The organism is Psychromonas saccharinae (genome assembly GCF_051201515.1).
In the GTDB taxonomy this organism is placed as follows: domain Bacteria; phylum Pseudomonadota; class Gammaproteobacteria; order Enterobacterales; family Psychromonadaceae; genus Psychromonas.
The window spans coordinates 521,470-547,787 of sequence record NZ_CP195153.1; the positions used below are offsets into that span (position 1 = coordinate 521,470).

Genomic DNA, 26,318 nt, shown 5'->3' on the forward strand with positions numbered 1-26,318 from the left:
ACATATTTTGAGGCTAGAAATAATACGCAGTGATTTTAATTTTAAGTCCTTTTTATTTTTTTAAATAAAAAGAGTCCTTGGTGATGGGCTATTAAATATATTATGATAATTTTATTATGCAAAATAAGTGATTCTTTTAATGCTGTGTAATCGTTTACATTTTATGTGCTGGATCACTTATTGAAAGGAATATAATTGGTATTATTTACCATAATGAAATATCTATAGGAGCAATATATTGTGAAAGTTCTCGTTACTGGTGGCATGGGATATATCGGTAGTCACACATGTGTACAGATGTTGCAGGCTGGTATGGAGCCGATTATTGTTGATAATCTCTGTAATAGTAAATTAGCGGTTTTAGATCGTATTGAAGCGCTTACAAAGGTGCGTCCCGTTTTTTATCAGGGAGATGTTCGCGATGAAACTTTTTTGAATAAAGTTTTTAACGAACATGATATAAAATCGGTTATTCACTTTGCAGGGCTAAAGTCAGTCGGGGAGTCTGTTAGTAAACCGCTTGAATATTATGATACTAATGTAAATGGCTCGCTTGTATTAGCACGTGCGATGCGAACTGCAGGTGTGAAAAGTATGATTTTCAGTTCCTCTGCAACGGTTTATGGTGATCCTGAATCGGTACCTATTACTGAAGATTCTCCGGTCGGGGCAACGACAAATCCTTATGGTAGAAGTAAGTATATGGTTGAAGGTTGCTTATCTGATTTTTATGACTCTCAAACCGATTGGAGTATTACGTTATTGCGTTACTTCAACCCCGTTGGTGCGCATCCTTCCGGTACGATGGGGGAAGATCCTCAAGGTATTCCAAATAATTTAATGCCATTTATTGCGCAGGTCGCAGTTGGGCGCCGTGAAAAACTGTCTGTCTTTGGTGATGATTATGCAACGCCCGATGGAACCGGTGTTCGTGATTATATTCATGTTATGGATTTAGCTGATGGTCACGTTGCTGCATTAAAAGCGGTAGGGCAGAAAGCTGGATTACATATTTATAATCTTGGGACAGGCAATGGCTCCAGTGTGATTGAAATGGTTAATGCTTTTAGTGATGCATGTGGTAAAGCTGTTCCCTATGAAATTTGCCCTCGTCGACCTGGTGATATTGCTGAGTGTTGGGCAAGCACAGCAAAAGCAGAAAAAGATTTAGGTTGGAAGGCGACACGAACCGTGGTTGAAATGACCGCTGATACATGGAATTGGCAATCAAAAAATCCCCAAGGCTATGAATAGTCCTGTTGCTTCATATGAATAATAATGGCTGTTTGCTGTAAAAGCAGCCATTGCACTTTTTCTATGTAAAATCTCTTAATTATTAAGGTGATAATGACTGATTCTCTCTTTGAAACCATGACACAGACTCCTGCTTTAGATGGCCAATCTGCCAAGTTAATTAAATTAGAAAATACCAGTGGTATGTCTATTACGTTAATGGATATTGGTGCAACTTGGCTCAGTTGTCTTCTTCCTTTAAAGGGGCAGCCTAGAGAAGTGATCTTAGGTGTTTCATCAATGTCTGATTTTCAACAACACAATACTTATCTTGGTGCTACGGTAGGGCGTTATGCGAATCGGATTGCACTTGGGCAATGTGTCATTGATGGGAAACGTGTTCAGTTAATAACGAATCAAGCAGGTAATAGTTTACACGGTGGACCAGAAGGGTTTGATAAACGGCGTTGGGATATTACAGAGCAAACGAAAAATTCAGTTACCTTTTCACTTATTTCACAAAATGGCGATCAGGGTTTCCCTGGCCAATTATCGGTATCCGTTAGTTATCAACTCTCGGAGAAAAATGAAGTTATTATTGATTATCATGCACTTACTGATAAGGCGACGCCTGTTAATTTAACTAATCATGCTTATTTTAACCTCGATGGTGCTGAATCCGGTCTTGATTGTAAAAAACATCATTTATCTATTAATGCCGATCGTTATTTACCCATTGATAGCACAGGGATTCCTTTAGGGGATTTAGCTTCTGTCACCGATACTAGTTTTGATTTTCGTGCAGGAAAATTAATTAACCATGATTTCTTGACCGATCAACAGCAACGGTCTGCAAAGGGATACGACCATGCTTATTTACTTAATCCAGCTCAAAAAGGTGTAGGTGTTGCAAAATTGTATAGTGCCGATAAGCAAGTACTATTGACCGTATTTACCGATAAACCTGCAATACAGCTTTATACGGGAAATTGGTTAGCAGGTACACCAAATCGTTGTGGCGGTGAGTATCAGGATTATGCCGGAGTGGCATTAGAAACGCAGTTTTTACCTGACTCCCCGAATCATAGTGAATGGCCTCAGCCAACTAGTATTCTCGAACCTGAAGACGTGTATAACTATCAAACTATTTACCAATTTACGGTTCAACCGTAAGCGTTTTACTTTTTATCCTGATGTCGGCTAACAGAGGCTCGCTTAACTAAGGTGGGTGAAAATATATTATGTTTAGCTAGCTGCTCCTCTTGCTTTGCTAGTTTGAAGGAAAGTTGAGTCGCTTGTTTTGCCATAATCTCAATGGGATAGTTGATGGTGGTTAGTTTCGGATGAACGTAGCGTGAAATTAAACCATTATCAAATCCAACTAAAGATATCTTTTCCGGCACTGCGATATTATTTTCTTCAAGTGCCGTCAAGACACCCGCTGCCATAAAGTCGTTATAAGTTAATACTGCGGTTATTGGGATACTTTTTGAGAGTAATTCAATCATTCCCATTTTTCCCCCTTCATCATTGCTTTCTTGTTCAACGATATAATCTGGTGGATAGGAAAGTTGATGATCTTCTAAGGCTTTCAAGTATCCGGCCTTACGTTCGGATGCATCGTCGATATTATGATTAGAATTAATATAAGCAATATGTTTATGGCCATTTTTAATCAGAAATTCCGTGGCGATATAGGCGCCCTTGAAGTTATCAAAGGCAATACAACGATTCGCTATTTCTGGAATAAAACGGTTAATAAGAACAAATCCAGGCACTTCCTTAGCAAAAGCGATGAGCTCTTCGGAACTGAGGGCCTTTGAGTGAACGATTAAATGTTCTCTACAACTATTGATTAATAGTTCAATTGCGTCGCGTTCAGATTCTGCATTGTGGTAGCCACTACCTATAAGTAAATGCTTATTATTATCTCGGGCGACTTGATCGGCTGCTTTGATCATGGCGCTAAAAAAGGGATCGGCAATATCGCTGACTAAAACACCAATGGTATTGCTACTTTTGCTGACCAACGCGCGTGCATTGATATTTGGGCGATAACCCAATTTTTTCATTGCCGTTTGTACTGCAATTGTGGATGCTTTACCTGCTTTGGGAGATTTATTGATAACGCGAGAAACTGTTGCCGTTGATACTCCAGCTTCTCTTGCGACATCTTTGATTGTAGCCATGTTAATCCTTCAATGAATTTCTCTCCTTCAATCACTCACTAAGTGGCATAGCTTGTTACGTTGAATAGGAGTTATATTGTATACCCATGATACTTTAAGGGACAAAGTCAGCAAAGTAAAAATCACCGCTGAGTTCCAACAATCAAAAATGAAATAAGCATTTATACTATACTATTATTAGTAAGCTAAATGACTATTCCATTATTTTAAACTGAGTCTAAATAGAATACCTTTTACAGTAAGCGTTTACAATGTCATCACTAGGTGGGTTCCGGTATGCATCACATACTTGAAAAAACAGCTAAATCGGTAGGGATTGAAGACAATGAATCTATTTTAGTAGGCTTGCTGTTTATATTGCTCGAACAAGCCTACAGAATGAGATATTAACTTAATGTTAGTAAGAGGGAGAGCTAACTTTGCGCTGCTCTGTGTACATCACTTGATAAATCGCGAGTAAACCAAGGCAAATTATTAATGCAATACTGGTGCTGGCTATGACTCCTTGCCATCCCCAACTGTTATAAAATGGTGCAATAAAGAAGACACCTAAACTCGCACCGGTATAGTAAAATAAGCTATACAGAGCTTGCGCGCTTCCTTTGCCTTTTTTGACACTTTTTCCTACCAAGGTGCTTGCCTGTGCATGACAGAAAAAGAAGCCAAATGCCATCATGATCATGCCAATTATCATTAATGATAATTCCCCTTCACTGAGAAAGAAGTTTGCCCCTAACATAATAAAAATACCCGTTGCGATTCCGGCTATTTGTCCATGTTTTTTAGAGAATTTACCTGCTAACGACGCGCTGGTTGTGCCACCTAGGAAAGTTACAAAAATTAAACTACGAACATTACTCGGTAAATCATAGGGAGCACCTTCAAGTACACTCATTAAATAGCTGAATAAATTAACAAAACAACCAAATGCAAGACCAATAATCATATAGATAATAAGTAAGCGAGGTGATTTTAAGTGGGTTCCAAACATTTTTAAGCTAGGCTTAAGTTTGAATTTTTCTATTTTGAAATGACGTTGTTTAGGCACAATAAAATAAACTAATACAAACAATAAGGTACTGACAATGGAAATAACATAACCCGTTGCTTGCCAGCTACCAAGTAGGTCAACAAAGGCACCACTAATGAGGCGGCTACTGATACCACCGACGGTATTTGATGCGATATAAAAGCCCACAGCAGCTGGTAGCCAACTCTTTCTTAACTCTTCGCCAAGTAATGGAACCGCAACCGCAGGACAAACGGATAACAATGCCCCTTGCAGAAAACGAAGTGTGAGGAATAAGGTGTAGTTTTCAACCAAAGGTAAAAGTAATGATACCGCTAACCCAGCAATCATACCCACCAGAAGAATGGAGCGACGGCCAATGGAGTCTGAAATACTTGCAAACACTAATAAACCCAATCCCATCCCTAATAAAGGCGCCGACATGGTTAAATTTGCAGAAAGTAAACTAATGTCGAAGGCACGTTGTACCGTTGGTAATAATGGTTGTAACCAATAGATATTAGAAAACGTGACTATAGAGCAAAGGCAGATGGATAGAACTAATCGGTTGTAATGCGTTAATTTATTCATGTTAAATATAATTTAATGTATTGGGTTAGTCGGCTGTATTTGTGGTGATAATACCCCCTTGCTAAAATAAATAAATTATATTGTTTTTATGACATCCATATATATAATTTATGGGTAGGTTGGCTTTGATTATTTGGGATAATAAATGGAATTTAGACAGTTAACGCATTTTGTTGCGGTGGTTGAAACGGGCAGTATTTCTGCAGCAGCACGACGGTTATTTTTGGCACAACCGGCCATTAGTGCGAGTATAAAAAAGCTTGAAAGTGAATTAAAAATGCCATTGTTCCATCGTCGAGAAAGAGGTGTTAGTCTGACTGAAGCGGGACAACAGTTTTTACAGCATGCACGGCAAATTTTGCAACAAAGTAAAGATGCTAAACTCGCCATGCAAGCCATTGAAGGATTGGATCGAGGTGAGGTTGACGTTGGTGTACCACCCATGTTGGGGTCTTATTTTTTACCGCCCCTATTGATGGCATTTAAACATCAATACCCAGCGCTAATGATTAATATCACCGATGCGGGAACACGTCGTATTCGTCAACGTTTATTATGTGGTGAATTAGAGTTAGGGGTCGTTGCCGATCAAGACTTAGTACCAGAGTTAGAAAGTGAAAAATTAATGCGTGAGGAAATGGTAGTAGGGATGACCGCAGATCACCCTCTTGCTAAAAAGGAAAGTATTGAATATAAGGATTTTCTTGCGCATGAACTGATCCTATTTGGCAAAGGGTACTACTTTGCTTCGTTAATTGAAAAAATAAGTAAAGAAGAAAAAGCAAAGCCAAAAATAGCTTTTACGAGTAATTTGTTACCGTTAATTAAATCGGTGGTACGGAAAGGTTATGCGATATCGCCTATGTGGAAGGTGGCAATTCAAGATGATGACGAAATAATCACACGTCCTTTTGCTGAGCCATTTTGCATTGATTTAAGTTTAGCTTGGCGACGAGATAGTTATTTATCTCGGGCAAATCATGTGTTTCGAGATTTTATTTTGGATCAGGTAAAGGGATAGTAAAAATGTATAATGGAACTAATATGGCGATTAAATGCCTTATATTCATCTGAACAACAAATGGCAAGTCACATTGCTTGCCTATTTAATCATGTAGAGGTAAATATGAAAAAAATAATAATATCGATAGTGGTTGTTATGTTTTTATCAGGCTGTGTAGGTCCTTGGTTTGGTCACGGTGGTCATGGCAGCGGTGGCGGTCAACCCGGTAATGCACAGCCTAGATAGGTAATTGGATGATAACTAATATAATGGGGTTTACATCCGATTATTCAGAGGATGCGCCATCGCTTAAAGAAATTCATGATTTAAGTGGTGAAGCAATTTTAGAATTTGGTGCGCCTTGGTGTGGTCATTGTCAGCTTGCTAGTAGTGCTGTGCAACAAGTATTGAATGAACAATCTCGTTTCCCTCATATTAAAGTTTATGACGGGAAGGGAAAACGTCTTGGGAGAGAGTTTAAGGTTAAGCTTTGGCCAACATTAATTTTATTACATAATGGTCAAGAGGTTAAACGGATTGTTCGACCGACAAATGCAGAGCAAATTCGTCAACTCCTGAATGATTGATAGAAAAACCTGAGCCGCTTGATTATCCTGCGGCTTTTTTGATCGATTTAACGGTATTAATATTAAATTGATGTGTTTTTTGTCTACCTTCATCTATTTCTTCGGTATTGATATCTACTTTACACACTAATATGAATATCATATTATAATCTTTGAAATATCAGTATGTAAGATTAAACACTATTGAATACGATGGGGTTCATACCGTTGATGTTTGTCTTAAGTGGCTACTCTGTCCAAAATAAATAGTTGTTATTTTACATCCTAATAAACTCTTCTTTATTACGCTCTTTTAATTAAGATGAGTAAACCTCCAATATTAACTACTTCATTAAGGTTCGTGATATGAAAAGGATATTCAAGCAAGTTGCGCTTGCTATGCTGCTGATTAGTTCATTTTCAAGCAGTGCTGCAGAAAAAGTGCTTAAAATCGGTTTGACTCAAGATCCCACCAACTTAAACCCATTATTAATGCAAGGTGTTTACGCTGAATCATTAGCGGGTAATATTTTTGATACATTAATTAGTTTTAAAGAAAATGCTAAAAAAGCACAGCCTTTATTAGCTGAAACGTGGGATATTTCTCCCGATGGAAAAACTTATACTTTCCATTTGCGTCATGGCGTTACTTTTCATAATGGTCAACCATTGACCTCTGCAGATGTGAAATATACCTTTGATGTGACGTTAGATGAAAAAAATGCATCACCTAACCGAGAGTTTTTAACACCTATTCAATCTATTGATACACCCGATGATTATACGGTCGTACTTAATTTAGATGCCCCTTCAGCATCATTCCTACTTGCGCTGGCAAACCCAACATTGGGTATCCTTCCTGCAAAAGCTTTAAAAGAGATGGGAATGGAAGCATTCGATCGTAGTCCAATTGGTACGGGAGCATTTAAATTTGTAGAGATGGTGCCAGATGACCATATTACACTAGCGAAAAACAAAGATTATTTTGTGGCTGAACCTAATCTTGATAAAGTTATTTTCCGCCCAATTCCTAAATTGGAAGTTATGTCTGCAGAGCTTGAATCTGGCGGCATTGATCTGGCCTTTGAATTATTACCGCAAGATACTGATCGACTTGCAAAAGAAGGATTGAATATTCAAAGCGTTCCCGGTTTAACATTGCGCTATATCGGTTTTTCAATGAAAAAATTACCGTTCTCTGATGTTCGTTTTCGTGAAGCGGTTTATCATGCTGTGCCATTTGACCAAGCGATACCCGGTATTTTCAAAGGGGCGGGTGAGCGTGCTTATTCATGGATCCCTGTTGGCGTAATTGGTGATGATGTCGATTATATGAAATCTAAAGCATTGTCCTTTGATATGGCTAAAGCGAAACAGCTAATCGATGAAATGAAAGCCGATGGAACACTTAAAGATGGATTTGAATTTGATATCTATTCTCCAGGCGATCCTGCACGTAAACAAGTTGCGACGGTATTAAGTACACAATTACGTTCATTAGGCTTAAAAGTAAATGTGCAAACACCTGAATGGAGTAGTTTGTTCCCAATGTTAAAAGCGGGCGATGCAGATATGTTTGTAATGGGCTGGGGGTCTGTGCCTGATCCTGACCGTTGGACATACCGTTTATTTACACCGGGTTCTACGATGAACTTTTCTAAATACGATAATCCAATTGTGACCAAAGCGCTAGAAGAAGGCCGTACCTCAAGTGATTCTGCAGTACGTACAAAAGCTTATGAAACGGCAATGCGTCAAGCGTTAACCATTGATTACATTCATATTCCTTTGGTTTGGTTAAAAACAGTAACAGGTGCAAGTGCAAAAGTGAAAGACTTTACGCCTTCTCCACAAAAGTACATTCATTTAGTCACTTGGCAGCGTAATGTTGATCTTATTCAATAAGATAATGTAAACAGTCTGCGATAATCTGACTTTACTTTTCAACGCCAGGGTCCTCATCATGTAATTTGGATACCTGGCGTTAGTGTTTATGGCTTTTATTAGTAAGGACTTAACGTGCTGAATTATGCTCTGCGACGGTTATTGTTATTAATACCTATGCTTCTCTTTGTGTCTATTTTTGTCTTTGCAATTATTAAAATGACGCCAGGCGATCCCTCCGCAATGTTATTGGGCGATCAAGCAACGGCTGAATCGATTGCCGCTGTGCAGGAAAAATATGCATTAGATCAACCGCTACCTGTGCAATACGTTAAGATGATGGAAAATTTTTTTACGGGTGAACTTAATTCAATTTTCTATAAAGATAATGTGCTTTCTTTTGTCTTAGCACGTTTACCTGCGACGCTTGAACTGGGATTCCTGGCTTTATTGATTGCGGTTGTCGTGTCAATTCCCGTTGGTATTATTTCTGCTGTTAAGCGCAATACATGGTTTGATTACACATCAATGTCCTTGGCCATGTTAGGGGTCTCTATTCCGGTATTTTTTACCGGTATTCTTTTAATTTACTTCTTTGCTGTTTACCTCAAAGTCTTACCTGCTTCTGGATACGGAGGGCACTTTTGGACCATTGAAGGGCTGCGTCATATGATTTTACCGGCGTTATCGTTGTCTTTTGTATTAATGGCTTCAACGACACGATTGACGCGCTCAGCCATGTTAGAAGTGATAAACCAAGACTATATTCGTACCGCACGGGCTAAGGGGGTAAGCGAAAAAATGGTGATTATTTATCATGGTTTTCGCAATGCACTTATCCCGATTACAACCAATATCGGTAACCAGATTGCACGTTTATTTGCCGGTGCTGTATTAACTGAAACCGTGTTTGCTTGGCCTGGTATTGGTCGACTAGCGGTGAATGCTATTTTTCGACGTGATGAACCCATGGTTTTTGGTTGTGTATTATTAATGGCCATTGTTTATGTCGTTATTAATTTATTGGTTGATTTAGTTTATGGACTCATGAATCCACAAATTAAATACGAGTAGAGGTTCATTATGTTTTTAGCACTAATTATTATCAATTTGCTGTTGCTGGGACTATTTGAACCGCAATGCTTGGTGAGTCAAGATACCGCTATTTCCTATTCTTTATTCGCAGGGTTAACCCTTGTGTTAATTTGGGTTTATTGGCGTGGTCGACGTAAATTAGCACAGCAAATGCCCGGGACTCGTTCGGGCACGAGTCTGATGTTAGCCAAACTGAGACGTAATAAAGCGGCGATGGGGGGATTGCTGGTGGTCACGTTCCTTATTTATTGCGCAATATTGGCTCCATTTATTGTACCGATGGATCCGTTAACCATGGATTGGGGGGCATTATCATCGGGGCCAAGTGCTGCTCATTGGTTAGGTACCGATGAACTTGGACGAGATACCTTATCCCGCGCCATTTACGGAACCCGTATTGCGTTAGGTATTGGTTTATTAGCGGTATTTTTGAATACTTTGATGGGCACAACCTTGGGACTACTTGCGGGTTATTATGGTGGGAAAACCGATAATGTGATTATGCGTTCCCTTGAATTTTGGAATGCAATTCCCTTTATCTTAATGGCGATTGCACTAATGGCGGCGTTAGGATCTGGGCTATTTAATTTAGTGTTGGTTGTGAGTTTAACCGGCATTCTAGAGTTTGCTCGTATTATTCGTGGCGATTCAATGCTACTACGCAGTGCAGATTATGTCAGTGCTGCACGTGTGATGGGAATTCCCGATGGGCAGATTATTCGTCGTCATATTTTACCGAACTGTTTAGCACCGACGATTGTAATGGCAACATTGCGGGTGGGAGAAACTATTTTGACTATTGCGGGGTTATCCTTCCTCGGATTAGGCGTGCAACCGCCTACGGCAAGTCTTGGTTCTATGTTAGCGACGGGGCAGCAATACCTACATCAAAATATTGCGATGTCATTGGTGCCTGGCTGTATTATTTTATTGATCGTTTTAGCCTTTAACCTATTTGGTGATGGGCTTCGTGACGCCCTTGACTCAAAAATAACCCATTAGGATTGTTGTATGGAAAAAATTCTCGAGATTAAAGGCTTACAAACCAACTTCTATACCGATGAAGGCATTGTGAGAGGTTGCGACGAAGTTAGTTACAGTGTGAACAAAGGTGAAACATTAGCGGTTGTTGGAGAGTCAGGCTCTGGAAAGTCTGTGACCGCATTGTCTATATTACGATTAGTCCCTAATCCTCCTGGAAAAATAGAAGGGGGAGAAATTTGGTTTAATGGACAGGATCTATTAACTCTTAGCGATAAACAGATCCAAGATATTCGTGGTAACGATATTGCAATGATCTTCCAGGAGCCGATGACATCATTGAATCCCGTTTTGCGTGTTGGTGATCAAATTGGTGAGTCTATTCGTCTTCATCAACCCCATGTTAGTCGCACTGAAGTGCGTCAAAGAGTCATTGAGTTACTAACTCAAGTGGGGATTTCTGCCCCAGAGTTTCGCGTTGATGAATATCCCTATCAATTATCTGGTGGTATGCGTCAACGGATCATGATTGCGATGGCATTGGCCTGCAATCCTACGTTACTGATTGCAGATGAGCCAACCAGTGCGCTAGATGTGACGATCCAAGCTCAAATTTTACGCTTGATCGATGATCTCAAACGTAAATTAGGGATGGCGGTGATTATGATCACCCATGATTTGGGCGTGGTTGCTGAAACGGCGGATCGAGTTGCAGTAATGTATGCGGGTAAAATTGTCGAATTTGGTAGTGTCTATGATATTTTTGATCGACCTAAGCATCCTTATTTAATTGGTCTTAAGCGTTCCATGCCGACGTTAGAAAGTGATGAGGGGGCGCTTTATGCTATTCCGGGAATGGTGCCTAACCCCACGGATCTTCCTGCTGGTTGTAAATTTGCTCCACGTTGTGAGCAGTGTATGTCTCAGTGTGAGAAAGAAGAGCCACCGCTAGTTACTTTTTCCGATGAGCATTATGCACGCTGCTGGTTATATTCAACCGAGGAGATAACAGAATGACAAATAAACCTGTTCTCAAGGTTGAAGGGCTCAAGGTGTGGTTCCCACAAACAAAGGGCTTATTTAAAAAAACAGTAACTCATGTAAAGGCTGTTGATGGTGTTTCCTTTGAACTTTATAAGGGAGAAACCTTTGGATTAGTTGGCGAGTCGGGATGTGGTAAAACATCTGTTGGTAAAGCCATCGTCAGACTAAATCCAATCACCGAGGGGGCAATTGAAGTATTAGGGACGAATATTGCGCAATTGACCATGAAAGAGATGCGCAAGCATCGTTCGACGGTGCAGATGATTTTTCAAGATCCCTTTTCATCACTAAACCCCCGTATGACCGTGGCTGATATTATTGGGGAAGCGGTGCGTTTTTATCGACCCGATGCAGATATTCAAGCTGAAATCATCAGTTATATGGAACAAGCGGGATTACGTAAAGAGTACATGCAGCGTTACCCGCATCAGTTTTCTGGTGGGCAGCGTCAACGTATTGGTATTGCACGTGCACTCGCTTGTCAGCCGGAAATAATCGTGGCCGATGAGCCCGTTTCGGCACTCGATGTATCGATTCAAGCACAGATTATTAACTTGCTTAAATCTTTACAGCACGAACTCGGTTTATCATTTTTATTTATTGCTCACGATCTTTCCGTTGTTAAACATATATCCGATAGAATTGGAGTGATGTATCTCGGGAGCATGGTTGAAATAAGTCCGGCGAAGGAGTTGTATCGCAAACCGCTTCACCCTTATACTCAAGCATTAATTGGAAGTGTGCCGGTGACCCATCCGAGTCAGCGTTTTGCACGTCAGCCACTGTCGGGAGAAGTTCCTTCACCAATGGCAACCTTTACCGGGTGTAAGTTTAGTGAACGTTGCCCAATCGCAACGGAACGATGTCGTCGCGAGGTCCCTGTTTTAACACAAGTAGAGCCTGCGCATTGGGTAGCGTGTCATCATCCCGCTATCAATTAAGTTATTTATATTCAATTTTATTAGGTGAAAAAATTAGTTATGAAACCAACTATAGGTATCACGACCGCAACAGGATGGGAAAATCATCGTGAATTTTCCAAGGTATCGCATTGTTATGCAGATGCAGTCGCGGCCGCTGGGGGAGTTCCCGTCTATATTCCCATTATTCTCGATACCAGCATGGCGGACGATTATCTGCGAACACTAGATGGTCTATTACTTTCCGGTGGTGATGAAGATGTTCAACCGCATCATTATGGTGAGGGGCCTTTACATGGACTGAATAATGTCTCTCCGGATCGTGACCTGTGGGAATTTGCATTAATTAAAGCGGCAATGGCACAGAATAAACCTATTTTGGGTATTTGCCGTGGCTGTCAAATTTTAAATGTCGCGATGGGAGGGAATTTGTATCAAAATATTTTCCAGCAATGCCCTGGTGCTGGAGAACATTACCCACAAAAAACGGAAATGCATCATCTTTATCATTCGGTAACGATTGAACAAGACTCATTAATACATCGATTATTTGGTGATAAATTAATGGTGAACTCTTTCCATAATATGGCGGTCAAAAAATTAGCGCCTTGTTTTAAAGTGACTGCCCGTTCAAATGAAGGTGTGGTCGAGGCGATCGAGTCCATTAGTCATCCTTTTATTGTTGCTGTTCAATGGCATCCAGAAGCATTAATTAGCCATCATTCTCATTTTATAGCCTTGTTTAAGGCACATGTTGACGCCTGTAAAAGTGATCCTAAAGTTAATTGATAAAGTACTTATTAGTAGATCTACAGGATCTATTAATATACAGATCAATAACAGAGGGACCGCCGATGAAATATTTACTGTTTACTATGCTTTACCTTTGCTCACTGTCCGTTTCTGCGGATGTTGAGCAATTTGTTCGTTATCAATCTCACCATGAGATTAAATATGGACAATTGATAGGACAGAGTATTTTTCCCATTGAAGGGGAGTTATTTAGTGATTTTACCGTTGCAGAAGAAAAGCTTAATCTCAGTGAGGTTGAGTTACTGATTCCGACTGTGCCTGAAAAAGTGTTTGCCGTTGGGATGAATTTTGCGAGCCATTTATCCTCCCCAGTAGATGCTGCTCCTCCGTTATTTTTGAAATTACCTTCTTCGTTAATTGTATCTGGCAAAACAGTTAATGCCCCTCGTGATGCTAAAAATTTACATTTTGAAGGTGAATTAGTACTTGTGATTGGTAAAGAGGCAAAAAATATTTCTGAAGCAGAAGCTGAGGATGTTATTTTTGGCGTCACAGTGGGCAATGACTTAACCGAACGTAGTTGGCAGGGACGAGATTTACAATGGATGCGTTCTAAAGCATCCGATGGTTTTGGTCCGATTGCTGCGACCATTACCCGTGGCATTGATTATAATAATGTCCTGTTGACCACGCGCTTAAACGGCAAGGTCGTACAGCAAGAAAATACGCGTTTTATGATCCACAGTACGCGTAAAGTTGTGAGTTATTTAAGTCAATATTTCACCCTTAAACCCGGTGATTTAATCTTTATGGGGACGCCAGGTAGAACTCAAGCTTTGAAGGATAAAGATGTTGTTTCTGTCGCGATTGATGGTGTGGGTAAAGTGGAGAATACCATTAGTTGGTAAATTCGCATCTGTAGCGCTGATAATCATTCTAATATGATATATATCATTTACTTAGCATTAGTTGGTCGCTATAGTTTTATTATAGCTTCAACTCTTTAAGTCATCACATATGCCTATACCTGATTTTTATTATGCAGAGCGTTATCGTAACAAAGGAACGCGTACCTACAGTAATCAATCTTCTTATAGTGAAGCCGTTGAAAATTATAGGCCCGATTCCGACAACGAAAAATTCGCGGTTAAATTACTGAGCTTACCGCGTGAATCCGTTAATGTTTATCTTGCGAACCCAAGTGAGCCATTACTAACCAAATATATCACACCGACTCAGGTGTATTTTTGTGTGCATCCCCAGGTAATGGAAAGCGATGTTAACGATCCCTATTTATTACAATATCTTCCGCTTAGTGAGAATATTCATGATTTGATGGTTGTACCAAGTTCGTCAACGCGGACTTTATTCCCATTGGATATAACAATTCCACATGCTGTTAAATTACATTTTCCCTATAAAGTATCTCGTTATACACGAAAAATGCGTGATGAAGTGATTGAGCAAGCGATTAATGTCTCCCTTGAGTTGGAAAAGGGGATCGGCAAAATGAGTGCTGATTTTGCATTTTTAAGAGAAGTGATTGGGGTTAGTTTTCGAGAAAGTGCGATTGAAAGTGAAGCCAGAGGCGAAAATTGGGGATTTGTTGTCCGTGATATGCAACCTTTTCCGGTGGTGACTGAAAAACGATCCTTGGTGCCTGGGTTTGCATTATACGGAGAAGATTTTTTTAATCCCAATATTCGGCCATTGCTTTATGATTTAATTGGAAGTGATGACCCACTTACATTTGTCCTAGATGAAATAATGTTACCTATTATTCGTCACTGGATTGAGTGTTTTCGATCCTTTGGTTATCTAATAGAGCCCCATGGACAAAATGTGTTGATTGAACTTGATCAAGGTAATCATATTACTCGGATTGTACATCGAGATTTAAGCGTTGGCATTGATATGCGCCGCCGTCGCGATATTGATTTATCAAGTGATCATTTAAATGATTATAATCGCATGGAAGACGGAGCATTTCATAGTATTGCCTATGATCGCTTTATGGGAAACCACTTTTTCAGTCGCCTTGTTGACTGTTGTATTGCCAAGTATCCTCAGCTAGAAAAATCTGATTTTACCAATGCTTGTCAGCGGGTATTTACCGATAAGTTTCCTGAATACCATGCTTATTTTCCTAAGAATGTTTGGTATTTTAGTGAAAAACGCGATCAATTTAATAAGCCATTTTATGAAGATACAGGCATTGCACCTGAATGGCGTCCTGCCAATTAAGCCACTATTGTTTGCTTGTCGAGATAAGCATGACATTGAAGTGTTATTTTGATTAATAAAGGCGAAAAGTTGAAGACGGTTTATTGTCGTCAAACTACTACACTTACTGTATGATTCAATTTTTTATTGCTCTTTAATTTTTCATTACTTTAACCTCGAGGCTGATTATGAACCTTTCTGTTAAAACCGTAGTTGTTATTGCAATTGGTGCTGCGTTATATGGTATTGGTGGTTTACCTATGTTTGGTATCCCCGTTTTTGCCAACACAACGTTAAAACCCGCGATGGCTGTATTGGCGCTATTTTCTGTTTTATTCGGTCCATTAGTTGGCTTTTTAGTTGGCTTTATTGGGCATTGGGTGACGGATTTATTTGCTGGTTGGGGTGTTTGGTTTACCTGGGTACTTGGATCTGGCATCGTTGGTTTCATTATTGGTCTATTCCCTAAATTAACTCAGGGACGATTAAATAAAGGGTTATTTCCTGCTAAAGATTTTGCATTGTTTGTTGGATTGGCATTGGTTGCGAATATTCTTGGTTATGGCATATCTGCGTTATTAGATACCGTCTTATATGCAGAACCGTTTGTTAAAGTCATGACCCAATTAACAATTATTGCGGCAGGTAATACATTTTTGATTGCAGTACTTGGCTACATTCTTCTGAATGCCTATGCCAAACGCAAAAAACAAAGTAGCAACTTGAGCGAAGATTAATCGCTGGTGGCTATTGAGTTTATTGATTTCTCTTTTCAATATGCGTCGCAGAAAAAAGCGACGCTTAAAGGGCTTAACCTACGTATTGAAAAAGGCGAGAAGGTCGTTATTATTGGCCCAAGTGGTAGTGGCAAATCAACCCTTGGTCAATGTCTAAATGGTCTGATTCCACATGCTATTAAAGGTGTTGTTTCGGGGCAGTTAACGATTGCAAATCAAGCCTCCGCACAAATGACAATGCAGGATCACAGTAAAGTCGTTGGCACGGTATTACAGGATTCAGATAGCCAATTTGTTGGTTTGAGTATCGCCGAAGATATTGCCTTTGCACTTGAAAATGACATGGTTTCTCAAGATAAAATGATACCCATTGTCGAAAAAGTTGCTGCAATGGTCGACCTTGAATCCCTTCTTGAACATTCTCCCTATGCATTATCTGGTGGACAAAAACAACGCGTATCATTAGCGGGGATATTAGTTGATGATACGGATATATTATTGTTCGATGAACCTTTAGCAAGTCTTGATCCGTTAACCGGAAAACGGGCGATTGAAATTATCGATCAACTGCACCAAGATACCGGTAAAACCGTTGTTATTATTGAGCATCGCTTAGAAGATGTACTTCATCGTCCAGTTGATCGTATTATTTTGATGGAACACGGTGAAATAATTGCAGATATGACGCCCGATGAGCTCATTGCTTCACCGTTACTTGCTGAGCATGGCATTCGTGAGCCATTATATATTTCTGCATTAAAAACGGCGGGATGTGTGATTGATCAAGATGCTCATCCTGCTTATATTGAGCAAATGGATTTCACGCAATATAAAGCTCCGTTAACCCAGTGGTTTCATGCTCAATCGCCTATCACTCCTTTACCATCTGCTCGGCCTCTTTTAGAGATTAATGGGTTAAGCTATTCCTATGATGGTGATAAAAATGCCCTTGAGGATATTTCCTTTGTTATTAATCAAGGGGAGTTTATATCCTTGCTCGGTAGCAATGGCTCAGGTAAGTCAACGCTTACTAAGTTGATTATGGGGTTTGTTGAACCTGATGCTGGAAGCATAATATTACAGGGTGAAGATATCGCCGATTTATCTATCTTCGATCGCGCCCAACATATTGGTGTTGTGTTACAAAATCCAAATCATATGATTGCGAATCATATGATTTTTGATGAAATAGCTTTTGGTTTACGTAATCGCGGTCATGATGAAAAGTTTATTGAAACCAAAGTGCTTGAAGTGCTTGAATTGTGTGGCTTAATTAAATATCGTCATTGGCCGATTGAAGCATTGAGTTATGGTCAGAAAAAGCGCGTTACCATTGCCTCTATTCTTGTCTTATCGCCTAAGTTATTAATTTTAGATGAGCCGACAGCAGGGCAGGATTATCGTAATTACACGTCCATGTTGTCTTTTATTCAAAAACTCAACAAGACATTAGGTATCACGGTACTTATTATTTCCCATGATATGCACTTAGTATTGGAATATACATCGCGCTCCGTGGTTTTTTCAGATAGCCAATTAATTGCTAATGCGCCGGTTTCACATATTTTTAGCACGCCGGATTTACTCGCAAAATCTAATTTAAATGTAACCAGTTTGTACTCGTTAGCCAATGCAGTTGGTATTGATGATACCGATGCGTTTATGCAGCAGTTTATTAAATCAGAACACCGATACGATAATTAAATACTATGAATAAAAGTAAAAAAATCGACTTTGGCATTAATTATGTGAGCACTGATTCTGTGTTACACAAGTTAAATGGTGTAACCAAATTTATTCTCTTTTTAGCTTGGGTTACGGTGGTTTTGACAACCTTTGACTTACGCATAATTATTACATTGATTTTGGTTGGTGTAACATTACTTAAATTAACGAAGGTGCCATTTTCAGTTTATAAGCCATTATTAATTGCGACGGCCAGTGTGCTTAGTTTAAATGCTTTATTTATGTTTTTATTGGCACCGCAACAGGGGACAGACTATATTGGCTCAAGCAGCGTATTAGTCCAATTGTGGGGTGATTACTCACTGACTCAGGAAACCTTGTATTATTTGATCACGGTTACATTGAAGTACTTTAGTATGTTACCAATTGCCCTAGTTTTTGTATTTACGACTCATCCTACTGAATTTGCTGCAAGTTTAAATCGGTTAGGCGTACCTTATAAGATTGCCTATGCGGTGAGTTTAACCTTACGATACTTACCCGATGTGAAAAATGATTTTATTAACATTATGCATGCACAACAGGCTCGTGGTGTAGACTTTTCAAAAAAAGTATTTCTGTTATCTCGAATAAAAAACGTCGCTAAAATATTAGGACCGTTGATTTTTTCTAGTCTTGATCGCGCCGATGAAATATCGAATGCGATGACTTTACGTGGCTTTGGGAATAATTCAAAACGTACATGGTATAGCCTTAAGGCGATGACGAAAATAGATTATGTGATGATTTCCATCATTGTGATGGTGGTTATATTAGCCATTACTAAGCGTATTGTAGAAACACAGCTCTTTTGGTATCCCTTCTAATTTTCCTCTTTCATTATTATTTTTAACATAAAATTTACATCTTTAACCTATATTGATAGTTAAAGGTGATATGATTCGTGGCTTTGTAAAATTTGGATGAATAGATCCACGATTCATTATTATTCGTAATCATCACTTTTACAGAAAAGACGCAATTGTATTTTTAGATTTGTACTTGGATCACATTAGGTAGATGATGTGACTTATTATTGTAATAAATCATCGACACAATGATTCATTCTTTAGGTTAACTGAGATTTTTATGACAGCACTTATTTTTGCAGCTATTACGCTTATATCAGTAATTGCTTTATGGTTGGCTTGGGTATTAAAAGTACCGGCCATTCTCTTTTTATTATTCGTTGGTTTATTATTAGGCCCCACCCTTGGTGTACTCAGTCCCGATGCTTTATTAGGGGATTTACTCTTTCCGGTCATTTCTCTTTCCGTTGGTGTGATTCTTTTTGAAGGTGCATTAACTCTGCATTTTAAAGAACTGAAGGGCATTGGTAAGGTCGTACGTAATCTGTGTTCAATCGGGATGGTTATCACCTTTCTAGTGATTGCGACTGCAGCACATTGGCTACTGAATATTGATTGGCGAGTTGCGGCGGTTGTTGGTGCGGTATTAGTGGTAACGGGTCCAACCGTGATTGCTCCTATGCTAAATACAATGAAGCCGACTAAAGAAGTTAACTCGATTCTTCGTTGGGAAGGGATTGTTATTGATCCGATCGGTGCCTTATTTGCAGTGTTTATTTTTGGTGCTGTTATTGCGATTAGTCAGGGGGAAGCGCTTGTCTTTACGTTATTTTCATTATTAAAAACCTTGGCGGTTGGGACGGTTATCGGTATTTTTGCGGGTTGGTTTACGACGGTATTAATACGTCGAGAATGGATCCCCTACGAGCTTCATAAATTTGCGGTATTGTCGTTAGTTTTAGTTACATTGACTATCTCTGATTACATTAGCCATGAGTCAGGACTACTGGCTGTGACTATTTATGGTATGTGGCTAGCGAATAAAGATGACCTTGATTTAACTGCAATTCTTGAATTTAAAGAAGATCTTTCCCGAATTTTGATTTCTAGCTTATTTATCTTGTTGGCAGCCCGTTTAGACTGGAATAGCGTGTTATTGCTTGGTCCAATGCTATTTGTATTTTGGGGCGTGGTACTTTTTATTGCTCGTCCGTTATGTATTGCCGCTTCAACCGTCGGTAGCGATCTTTCTTATAAGGCGAGAATTTTACTTTCTTGGGTGGCACCGCGCGGGATTGTTGCTGCTGCCGTTGGCTCTGTGTTTGCATTAAGGCTTGCTGAAATTGGTATTCCCGATGCAGAAAAAATTGTTCCATTAGTTTTCTCGGTGATTATTGTTACCGTTGTGTTGCAAAGTTTGACTGCAACGCCTTTAGCGAAAAAATTAGGATTAAGGAAGCCCGATCCATCGACGGTATTAATTATCGGTGGTAACCATGTTGCGAGAAAAGTCGGTTTAGGTTTACAAAAATTGGGTATTCCTGTGTTGCTTTCTGACCCCGCATGGGAAAACTGCAGCTTGGCTCGTATGGAAGGTTTAGATTGCTATTACGGTAATCCTCAATCTGAACATGCAGAACTGTTTATTGAGCTTGGTGATATTAAAATGGTGTTAGCGCTATCACCAAATAGATATTACAACGCTTTGGGTGTGCAGTATTTTTCGCATTTATTATCCGATAAAGTGGTGTACTCGTTATATGCGGGCGGTAAGCATAACAAGGCTAATCAGGTGAGTTCGACTTTCCGTGCGAGACAAGTGTTATTCGGCAGTGATATCACGTTTTCTAAACTGAGCGGAGTCTTAATCAAATCTGGTAAAATTAAAGCGACTACATTAGGAGAGTCATTCCAATGGGATGCTTACCAGGAAGTCAATGTAAATGTGGTGCCTTTGTTTATTTTAACCAGTGCGGGTCAGCTAAAGCCTTTCCAAGCCGATGATAATTATGAACCAACTGAAGGGGATACGGTTATTTCTCTTTATCCTAAAAGCACATTGAAAAAATTAAAAAAAGAAGCTGAAGATAAGAAAGATTCAAAGCGTGAAGTTAAAAAATTACCTTCGGAAGGTTTACCAACTATTTAACCTCAGTTTTGGATCGTTTAGCTTCTCCAGAATTGAGATTTTTGAAGCTTTTATTGATTGAGGTGGCTATCCAGTTTTTACACTGGAATAGCCTATTTCTCCCTATAGATTTTCTTCTGCGAAAGAGGCTAAACGGCTTCGTACTACGCCATTAAGGTTGATGGTGCTACTGCCTTCAAAATCTTTAAAACGTTCAACGATATAAGTTAAACCCGATGTCACAGGGGTTAAGTAATTACTATCTATTTGAGCTAGATTTCCCGAACAAACTAATTTAGTTCCTTCACCACAACGGGTGATGATCGTTTTTAATTGCGATGCTGTTAAGTTTTGGCATTCATCGAGTAAAACAATACTGTTTTGAATACTACGACCACGCATAAAGTTGATTGATTTAAACTGTAAATTGGCTTTATCCATAATGTAATTCAAACTACCGTGCATATTCTCATCTTGCTTATGAAGCACCTCTAAAGAATCGGTGATAGCGGATAGCCAAGGCGCCATTTTCTCTTCTTCAGTGCCGGGTAAGAAACCGATAGATTCGGCAATTTCTGGAGTGCTACGTGTAACAATTATTTTTTCGTAAAGGTTTTGTTCAATTACCTGTTCAAGGGCTGAGGCTAATGCTAATAAGGTTTTACCACAACCTGCAGGACCAGTTAAAATGACTAAATCAATATTAGGATCGAGAAGGGCATCCATGGCCATGCCTTGATAAATATTTTTGGGTTGTACTCCCCAGGCTTGACGCGACATTAATCGGTCTCGATTGAGATCAATAATCGTTAATTTTTGATCATCCCATCCGGCGACTTTCCCAGCAAAATAATTGCCTTCATCAATTAAATACTCATTCATGTAACTTTGTGGCAAGAGTTCACGTTTTACATGGTGTTTGGTATTAAGTTCATCGGTTTCGCTTTCACACTCACTAACGTGTTCCCAAAACTCACCTTCGAATTGATGATAGCCCTTGGTTAGAAATTGAATATCATCAATTAATTGATCGGTGCGGTAATCTTCAACAAAAAAGAGTCCCGCGCCTTTTGCCTTAAGACGCATATTAATATCTTTGGTCACTAAAATTATTTTTTTATCGGTGAATTTAGACTGTAAAAAAATAGCGGTGCTGATAATACGATTGTCATTTTCATTAAAGGAAAGGGGGACGGTGTCTTCATTTAGTGCAAAGTCATTAAAAATGGATAGGCAACCACTGGGTTGGTCGCTGTTTTCTTTTTTTAAAGAGACGCCTGATAAGATCTGTTCAGGGGAAGCGTTAACGAGTATATCTTCAAGTGCGCGTATTGCTACGCGGGCATCACGGCTTACATCTCTTTGTCGATCTTTAATGGAATCTAACTCTTCTAATACTGTCATTGGGATAACAACATCGTGTTCTTTAAAGGAGAGAAAGGCGAAGGGTTCGTGCAATAATATATTGGTGTCTAATACATAAACAATTTTTTCTTCTGTCATATAAATTCCTTTATCAAGTCAAAAGTTGTATTGCATGGGTACTGCTCTCGTCTGGTAAATCAATATCAAGAGAACCGTGAACAAGGTCGCTTATCGGGTCTCTTCTTTCTAATGGTCCTCGCTAGGTTAATGATATAAAGTTTAAAACTTAAGTTCCCATCCTGCACTTGCCCAGCGTTCCTGCTCGGCAATGAGGTCGGCATGTAATAATTTATTTTGTTCGAATAATAGTTTATTTGGGCTGGTTAATTGCCATACTTGATCATCAATCGTTAATCCTATTTCATCAAGCGGTTCATCACTTCGCTGCGCATTAAAAATAATTGCAAGACGAAGTATTTTGATTAATTCGAGTATTTGCGCCTTATTAAATAAGCTAAATTCTGGCATTTCATTGAATTTGAGGGCTTTACGCTGATAGCGAGCAAGGGTGGCAATAACCTGTTGTTGTTCGCTGTTAAAGCCGGGCATATTGGTATGCTGTAGAATATATGCCGAATGGCGATGAAAGCTGCTAAAACTAATGCTCAAGCCGACTTCATGCAATAGTGCTGCCCATTCAAGAAGAGATGCCAAGGGACTGGCTTTTTTTATGTCCAAGGTTTTATTGACCTGCATAAATAATTCTTTTGCCTGTCCCTTAACCCGAGCTGCATGCTCAATATCGACATCGTGTTTACGGGCTAAATTTTCAGTGGTACGCATACGAATATCTGAGCGTGCAAAGCGTTCCTCCATTTCATAAAGTAACCCTTCTCGTAATGCCCCATCGGAGAAAAACATCTCTTTAATATGAAGGTTTTTAACGATGGCATAGAGAATGGCAACGCCGGCAGCGAAAACCGGTTGCCGTTCTTCGCTTAATCCGGTCAATTTTATATTATCAATAGTTTCAAAATTACATAGTGTATCGATGAGTTTATCAAGACGCTTAAGTGTAATTAACGCATCTTCATCACCTTGACCAACAATAACTTCTTTAATGGCTTTAATGGTCCCTGAAGAGCCAAGTGCAATGTCCCAGCCTTTTTTAGTGTATTGTTTCACTAAGGGTTCAAGGCGTTGCTCTGCTGCCAGTATCGCTTTATTGAAGTTCTTTTTATTAAGTTTATTATTATCAAAAAATTTATTAGTGAAGCTTACACATCCCATCTGCTTGCTATTAACGAGTTCTGCTTCAAAACCGTGGCCGATAATCATTTCGGTGCTACCACCGCCAATATCCACCACTAATTTTGAATTTGATTGTGCTTGGGTATGGGCAACGCCGAGGTAAATTAGGCGTGCTTCTTCTTCACCGGGAATAATTTCTATTGGGAAGGGTAAAACTTTACGTGCAAGTTGAATAAAGATATGTGCGTTTTTTGCCTGACGTAGTGTATGTGTTGCGGCGATACGAACATTATCGATATCGAATCCCTGTAATCGTTCTGCAAACATTTCTAGGCATTCTAGCCCACGCTCTATTGCGGCATGATTAATATTCATCTCGCGATCAAGACCATCACCCAGACGGACTCTTTTTTTATGACGACTAATTAATTGCAGATCCTGTCCAACCACTTTTGCGACTACCATGTGGAAGCTATTTGAACCTAAATCAATCGCTGCTATATTTCGACTTTCTTGTTCAATAGGTTGCTGCATTATCTATGCTCTGTTGTTGGAGTTGTTTTCTGGTTTGCTTCTCAGTATTTTTTAAATAGTCATAGATAGCAAGTTGTGAACGTACTTTTTTACGATTTCCTCGTGGAACGTAGCTGTTGCTCATCTCTTTATCTATTAAACGTGCTTTTAATGTATCTGTAAAATGAATATTAATAATGTCGATAATGCGTTGTTTTAATCGGGGATCTCTTACCGGGGTTGCGACTTCAATACGGTACTCAATATTGCGGGTCATCCAATCGGCTGAAGAGATATAAACTTCGGGATCGCCATCATTGTGGGCGATTAGTACCCTTGGATGTTCTAAAAATCGGTCAATAATACTAATGATGCGAATATTCTCACTCACGCCTTCAATGCCAGGAACAAGGGAGCACATACCGCGAATAATCATTTGAATTTTAACGCCCGCTTGGCTTGCACTGTAGAGTTTATTAATTAAGCCATTATCAACGAGGTTATTAACCTTAATGGTTAACGCCGCTTTTTTGCCGAGTTTCGCATTACCAATTTCTTGTTCAATAACCCGATAGAGCCGTTTACGCGAGTTGCGAGGAGATACGATTAAATGGCTGAAGTTAACTGGACGATATGGATTGGCGATATAGCTGAAAACTTTACGTACTTCTAATGCAATATCCTGATCAGAGGTTAGTAGCGAAAAGTCTGTGTAAATACGTGCGGTTTTTTCATGAAAGTTACCAGTGCCAATATGGGCATAGTAAAGGGTTTTCTTTTCTTCTCTACGACTGATAAGCAGTAACTTTGAATGTATTTTAATGCCTGGAGAGCCAAAAATTACCTGTACACCGGCATCGGTGAGGATTTTAGACCATTCAATATTTGCTTCTTCATCAAATCGCGCTTGGAGTTCAACCACGACAATCACGTTTTTACCGTTATGGACGGCATCAATTAATGAATTCATCAATCGTGAGTTTTTGGCAACACGGTAAATGTTCATTTTAATGCTAACCACTTTCGGATCAAAGGAAGCTTGGCGTACCATTTCAGAAATATGGTTAAAGGTATGGTAAGGATAATAAAGTAAGATATCTTTTGCTTTGATTGCTTCAAAACTATTGCCGTAACCTTCAAAATCTGCACATTCAATAGGCGGCATTGCTTTGTTTTCTAAGTATTTAGGGCCAACATTCGGAAAGCTAATAAAGTCTTTAAAATTATAATAACGGCCACCCGGGTTAAGGCTATCATAATTGGATATTTTTAATTTCTTACATAAAAAATCCAGCATAGGTTGCGGCATTTCACGTTCATAAACAAATCGGACTGGCATGGCTGTCAAACGTTGACTAACCCCTTCAGACATTTGCTCTAAAATACTGTATTCCACTTCATGGCTTAAATCGTATTCCGCATCACGGGTCATTTTCATGGCATAACCGTTCAGTTCATCGTAGTCAAAAAAGCCTTTGAATAATTCATCTAAACAATAACGGACGATATTATCGAGCAGAATAATGGTTTTACGTCTCTTTCCCTTTAGCTCTGGAACCATAATAAAACGCGGGATATGTTCAGTTGGTATTTCTAGCAATGCATATTGAGAGTGGCCATCTTTTTTTAATTCAACGGCAATGTAGGCATCTTCATCTTTTAGAAACTGTAAAAGATCAATGTCATCGGTCACAATAAGAGGGGTGATATGGGGTAACACTTGGCGTTTGAAGTATTTTCTAACCCAAACCTGTTGTGCGTCGTTTAACTGATTCTCGTTGACTAAGAAAATACGACGTCTAGCCATTTCAAGAATTAACTCACTATAAAGTTCATCAAATTCTTTATTTAGCTTAAGGGATTCACTTTGCATTTTAGCTAATAATTGCTTGGCGTTATCTTTAGTGCCGTGTTCTTGATTGATTAAAATACGGCGCTTAACGTCGGCAAAACGTACTTTGTAGAATTCGTCTAAATTATTGGAAAATATACCTAAAAAACGTATTCTTTCAATTAATGGCACACTTTTGTCTGCTGCTTCTTGCAACACTCGGGCATTGAATGAAAGCCAACTCAGTTCTTTATCGATATAGAATTTATCCGCGCTCATAATTCTACTTAACCCCTAATAAATTTTTTGAAAAATGAAAATTTTATGAAGCAATATCTTATCTGAACTCTATGACGATTTTATGTCAACCCTCTTAAATATATACCTTTTATCTAGGTTAAACAATGGCTTAAAGTTATGTTCTATTGATGTTTACTTGTTTTAAATGATTAAAAAACAGGCATTAAA

General features: G+C 39.2%; 22 protein-coding genes. 17 read left to right on the forward strand and 5 right to left on the reverse strand.

The genetic code is table 11. From position 1 onward, the window contains the following. Positions 1-240: 240 nt before the first annotated feature. Both galE and galM read left to right on the forward strand, forming a co-directional pair. The gene (gene galE, locus ACR30L_RS02335; protein ID WP_435236438.1) at positions 241-1,254 is read left to right on the forward strand and encodes a UDP-glucose 4-epimerase GalE; all 1,014 of its coding nucleotides are present in this window, start codon (positions 241-243) and stop codon (positions 1,252-1,254) included. 93 nt (positions 1,255-1,347) lie between these two features. Continuing rightward, positions 1,348-2,406: a galactose-1-epimerase gene (galM, locus tag ACR30L_RS02340; protein WP_435236439.1), complete on the forward strand. Its 1,059-nt coding sequence runs from the start codon at positions 1,348-1,350 to the stop codon at positions 2,404-2,406. Between the two features lie 5 nt (positions 2,407-2,411). On the opposite strand, the gene ACR30L_RS02345 is transcribed toward galM, so the two are convergent. After that, entirely contained in the window at positions 2,412-3,422 is a 1,011-nt protein-coding gene (locus ACR30L_RS02345; protein WP_435236440.1) for a substrate-binding domain-containing protein, read from the reverse strand. Positions 3,423-3,819: 397 nt separating this feature from the next. Then, positions 3,820-5,022: an MFS transporter gene (locus tag ACR30L_RS02350; protein ID WP_435236441.1), complete on the reverse strand. Its 1,203-nt coding sequence runs from the start codon at positions 5,020-5,022 to the stop codon at positions 3,820-3,822. Between the two features lie 145 nt (positions 5,023-5,167). Here ACR30L_RS02350 and ACR30L_RS02355 point away from each other — a divergent pair, with 145 nt between their 5' ends. The 15 genes from ACR30L_RS02355 (at position 5,168) to ACR30L_RS02425 (ending at position 20,911) form a co-directional block, all read left to right on the forward strand. After that, a complete protein-coding gene (locus tag ACR30L_RS02355) occupies positions 5,168-6,043 on the forward strand; it encodes a LysR family transcriptional regulator (RefSeq protein ID WP_435236442.1) in 876 nt (291 codons plus the stop codon). 105 nt (positions 6,044-6,148) lie between these two features. After that, positions 6,149-6,271: a hypothetical protein gene (locus tag ACR30L_RS02360; RefSeq protein ID WP_435236443.1), complete on the forward strand. Its 123-nt coding sequence runs from the start codon at positions 6,149-6,151 to the stop codon at positions 6,269-6,271. 8 nt (positions 6,272-6,279) lie between these two features. Continuing rightward, on the forward strand, positions 6,280-6,612 hold the full coding sequence (locus ACR30L_RS02365; RefSeq protein WP_435236444.1) for a thioredoxin family protein: 333 nt from the start codon (positions 6,280-6,282) through the stop codon (positions 6,610-6,612). 345 nt (positions 6,613-6,957) lie between these two features. Next, a complete protein-coding gene (locus tag ACR30L_RS02370; RefSeq protein ID WP_435236445.1) occupies positions 6,958-8,496 on the forward strand; it encodes an ABC transporter substrate-binding protein in 1,539 nt (512 codons plus the stop codon). A gap of 114 nt (positions 8,497-8,610) precedes the next feature. Next, the gene (locus tag ACR30L_RS02375) at positions 8,611-9,549 is read left to right on the forward strand and encodes an ABC transporter permease (RefSeq protein WP_435236446.1); all 939 of its coding nucleotides are present in this window, start codon (positions 8,611-8,613) and stop codon (positions 9,547-9,549) included. A 9-nt stretch (positions 9,550-9,558) separates the two neighbouring features. Continuing rightward, positions 9,559-10,572, forward strand: a complete 1,014-nt coding sequence (locus ACR30L_RS02380; protein WP_435236447.1) for an ABC transporter permease — start codon at positions 9,559-9,561, stop codon at positions 10,570-10,572. A gap of 9 nt (positions 10,573-10,581) precedes the next feature. Then, positions 10,582-11,568, forward strand: a complete 987-nt coding sequence (locus ACR30L_RS02385) for an ABC transporter ATP-binding protein (RefSeq protein ID WP_435236448.1) — start codon at positions 10,582-10,584, stop codon at positions 11,566-11,568. After that, a complete protein-coding gene (locus ACR30L_RS02390; RefSeq protein ID WP_435236449.1) occupies positions 11,565-12,536 on the forward strand; it encodes an ABC transporter ATP-binding protein in 972 nt (323 codons plus the stop codon). Before ACR30L_RS02385 ends, ACR30L_RS02390 begins: the two co-directional genes overlap by 4 nt. A gap of 39 nt (positions 12,537-12,575) precedes the next feature. Beyond that, on the forward strand, positions 12,576-13,304 hold the full coding sequence (locus ACR30L_RS02395; RefSeq protein WP_435236450.1) for a gamma-glutamyl-gamma-aminobutyrate hydrolase family protein: 729 nt from the start codon (positions 12,576-12,578) through the stop codon (positions 13,302-13,304). A gap of 65 nt (positions 13,305-13,369) precedes the next feature. Then, complete coding sequence (locus ACR30L_RS02400; protein WP_435236451.1) at positions 13,370-14,176, forward strand: fumarylacetoacetate hydrolase family protein; 807 nt, start codon at positions 13,370-13,372, stop codon at positions 14,174-14,176. A 109-nt stretch (positions 14,177-14,285) separates the two neighbouring features. After that, entirely contained in the window at positions 14,286-15,512 is a 1,227-nt protein-coding gene (locus ACR30L_RS02405) for an IucA/IucC family protein (RefSeq protein WP_435236452.1), read from the forward strand. 167 nt (positions 15,513-15,679) lie between these two features. Next, entirely contained in the window at positions 15,680-16,228 is a 549-nt protein-coding gene (locus ACR30L_RS02410; protein ID WP_435236453.1) for an ECF-type riboflavin transporter substrate-binding protein, read from the forward strand. 6 nt (positions 16,229-16,234) lie between these two features. Beyond that, entirely contained in the window at positions 16,235-17,932 is a 1,698-nt protein-coding gene (locus tag ACR30L_RS02415; protein WP_435236454.1) for an ABC transporter ATP-binding protein, read from the forward strand. Positions 17,933-17,937: 5 nt separating this feature from the next. Beyond that, positions 17,938-18,780, forward strand: coding sequence for an energy-coupling factor transporter transmembrane component T family protein (locus ACR30L_RS02420; RefSeq protein ID WP_435236455.1), 843 nt, complete (start codon positions 17,938-17,940; stop codon positions 18,778-18,780). Between the two features lie 262 nt (positions 18,781-19,042). Next, positions 19,043-20,911 (forward strand): cation:proton antiporter, encoded by a 1,869-nt coding sequence (locus tag ACR30L_RS02425; protein WP_435236456.1) that lies wholly within the window; start codon positions 19,043-19,045, stop codon positions 20,909-20,911. A 102-nt stretch (positions 20,912-21,013) separates the two neighbouring features. Here the strand turns inward: ACR30L_RS02425 and ACR30L_RS02430 are convergent, their stop codons facing one another. From ACR30L_RS02430 to ppk1, 3 genes are all read right to left on the reverse strand, one after another. Next, positions 21,014-22,393 (reverse strand): PhoH family protein, encoded by a 1,380-nt coding sequence (locus tag ACR30L_RS02430; RefSeq protein WP_435236457.1) that lies wholly within the window; start codon positions 22,391-22,393, stop codon positions 21,014-21,016. A 141-nt stretch (positions 22,394-22,534) separates the two neighbouring features. Continuing rightward, a complete protein-coding gene (gene ppx, locus ACR30L_RS02435) occupies positions 22,535-24,040 on the reverse strand; it encodes an exopolyphosphatase (RefSeq protein WP_435236458.1) in 1,506 nt (501 codons plus the stop codon). Further along, positions 24,024-26,129, reverse strand: coding sequence for a polyphosphate kinase 1 (gene ppk1, locus ACR30L_RS02440; protein WP_435236459.1), 2,106 nt, complete (start codon positions 26,127-26,129; stop codon positions 24,024-24,026). The genes ppx and ppk1 overlap by 17 nt, the downstream gene beginning before the upstream one ends. Positions 26,130-26,318 lie beyond the last annotated feature (189 nt).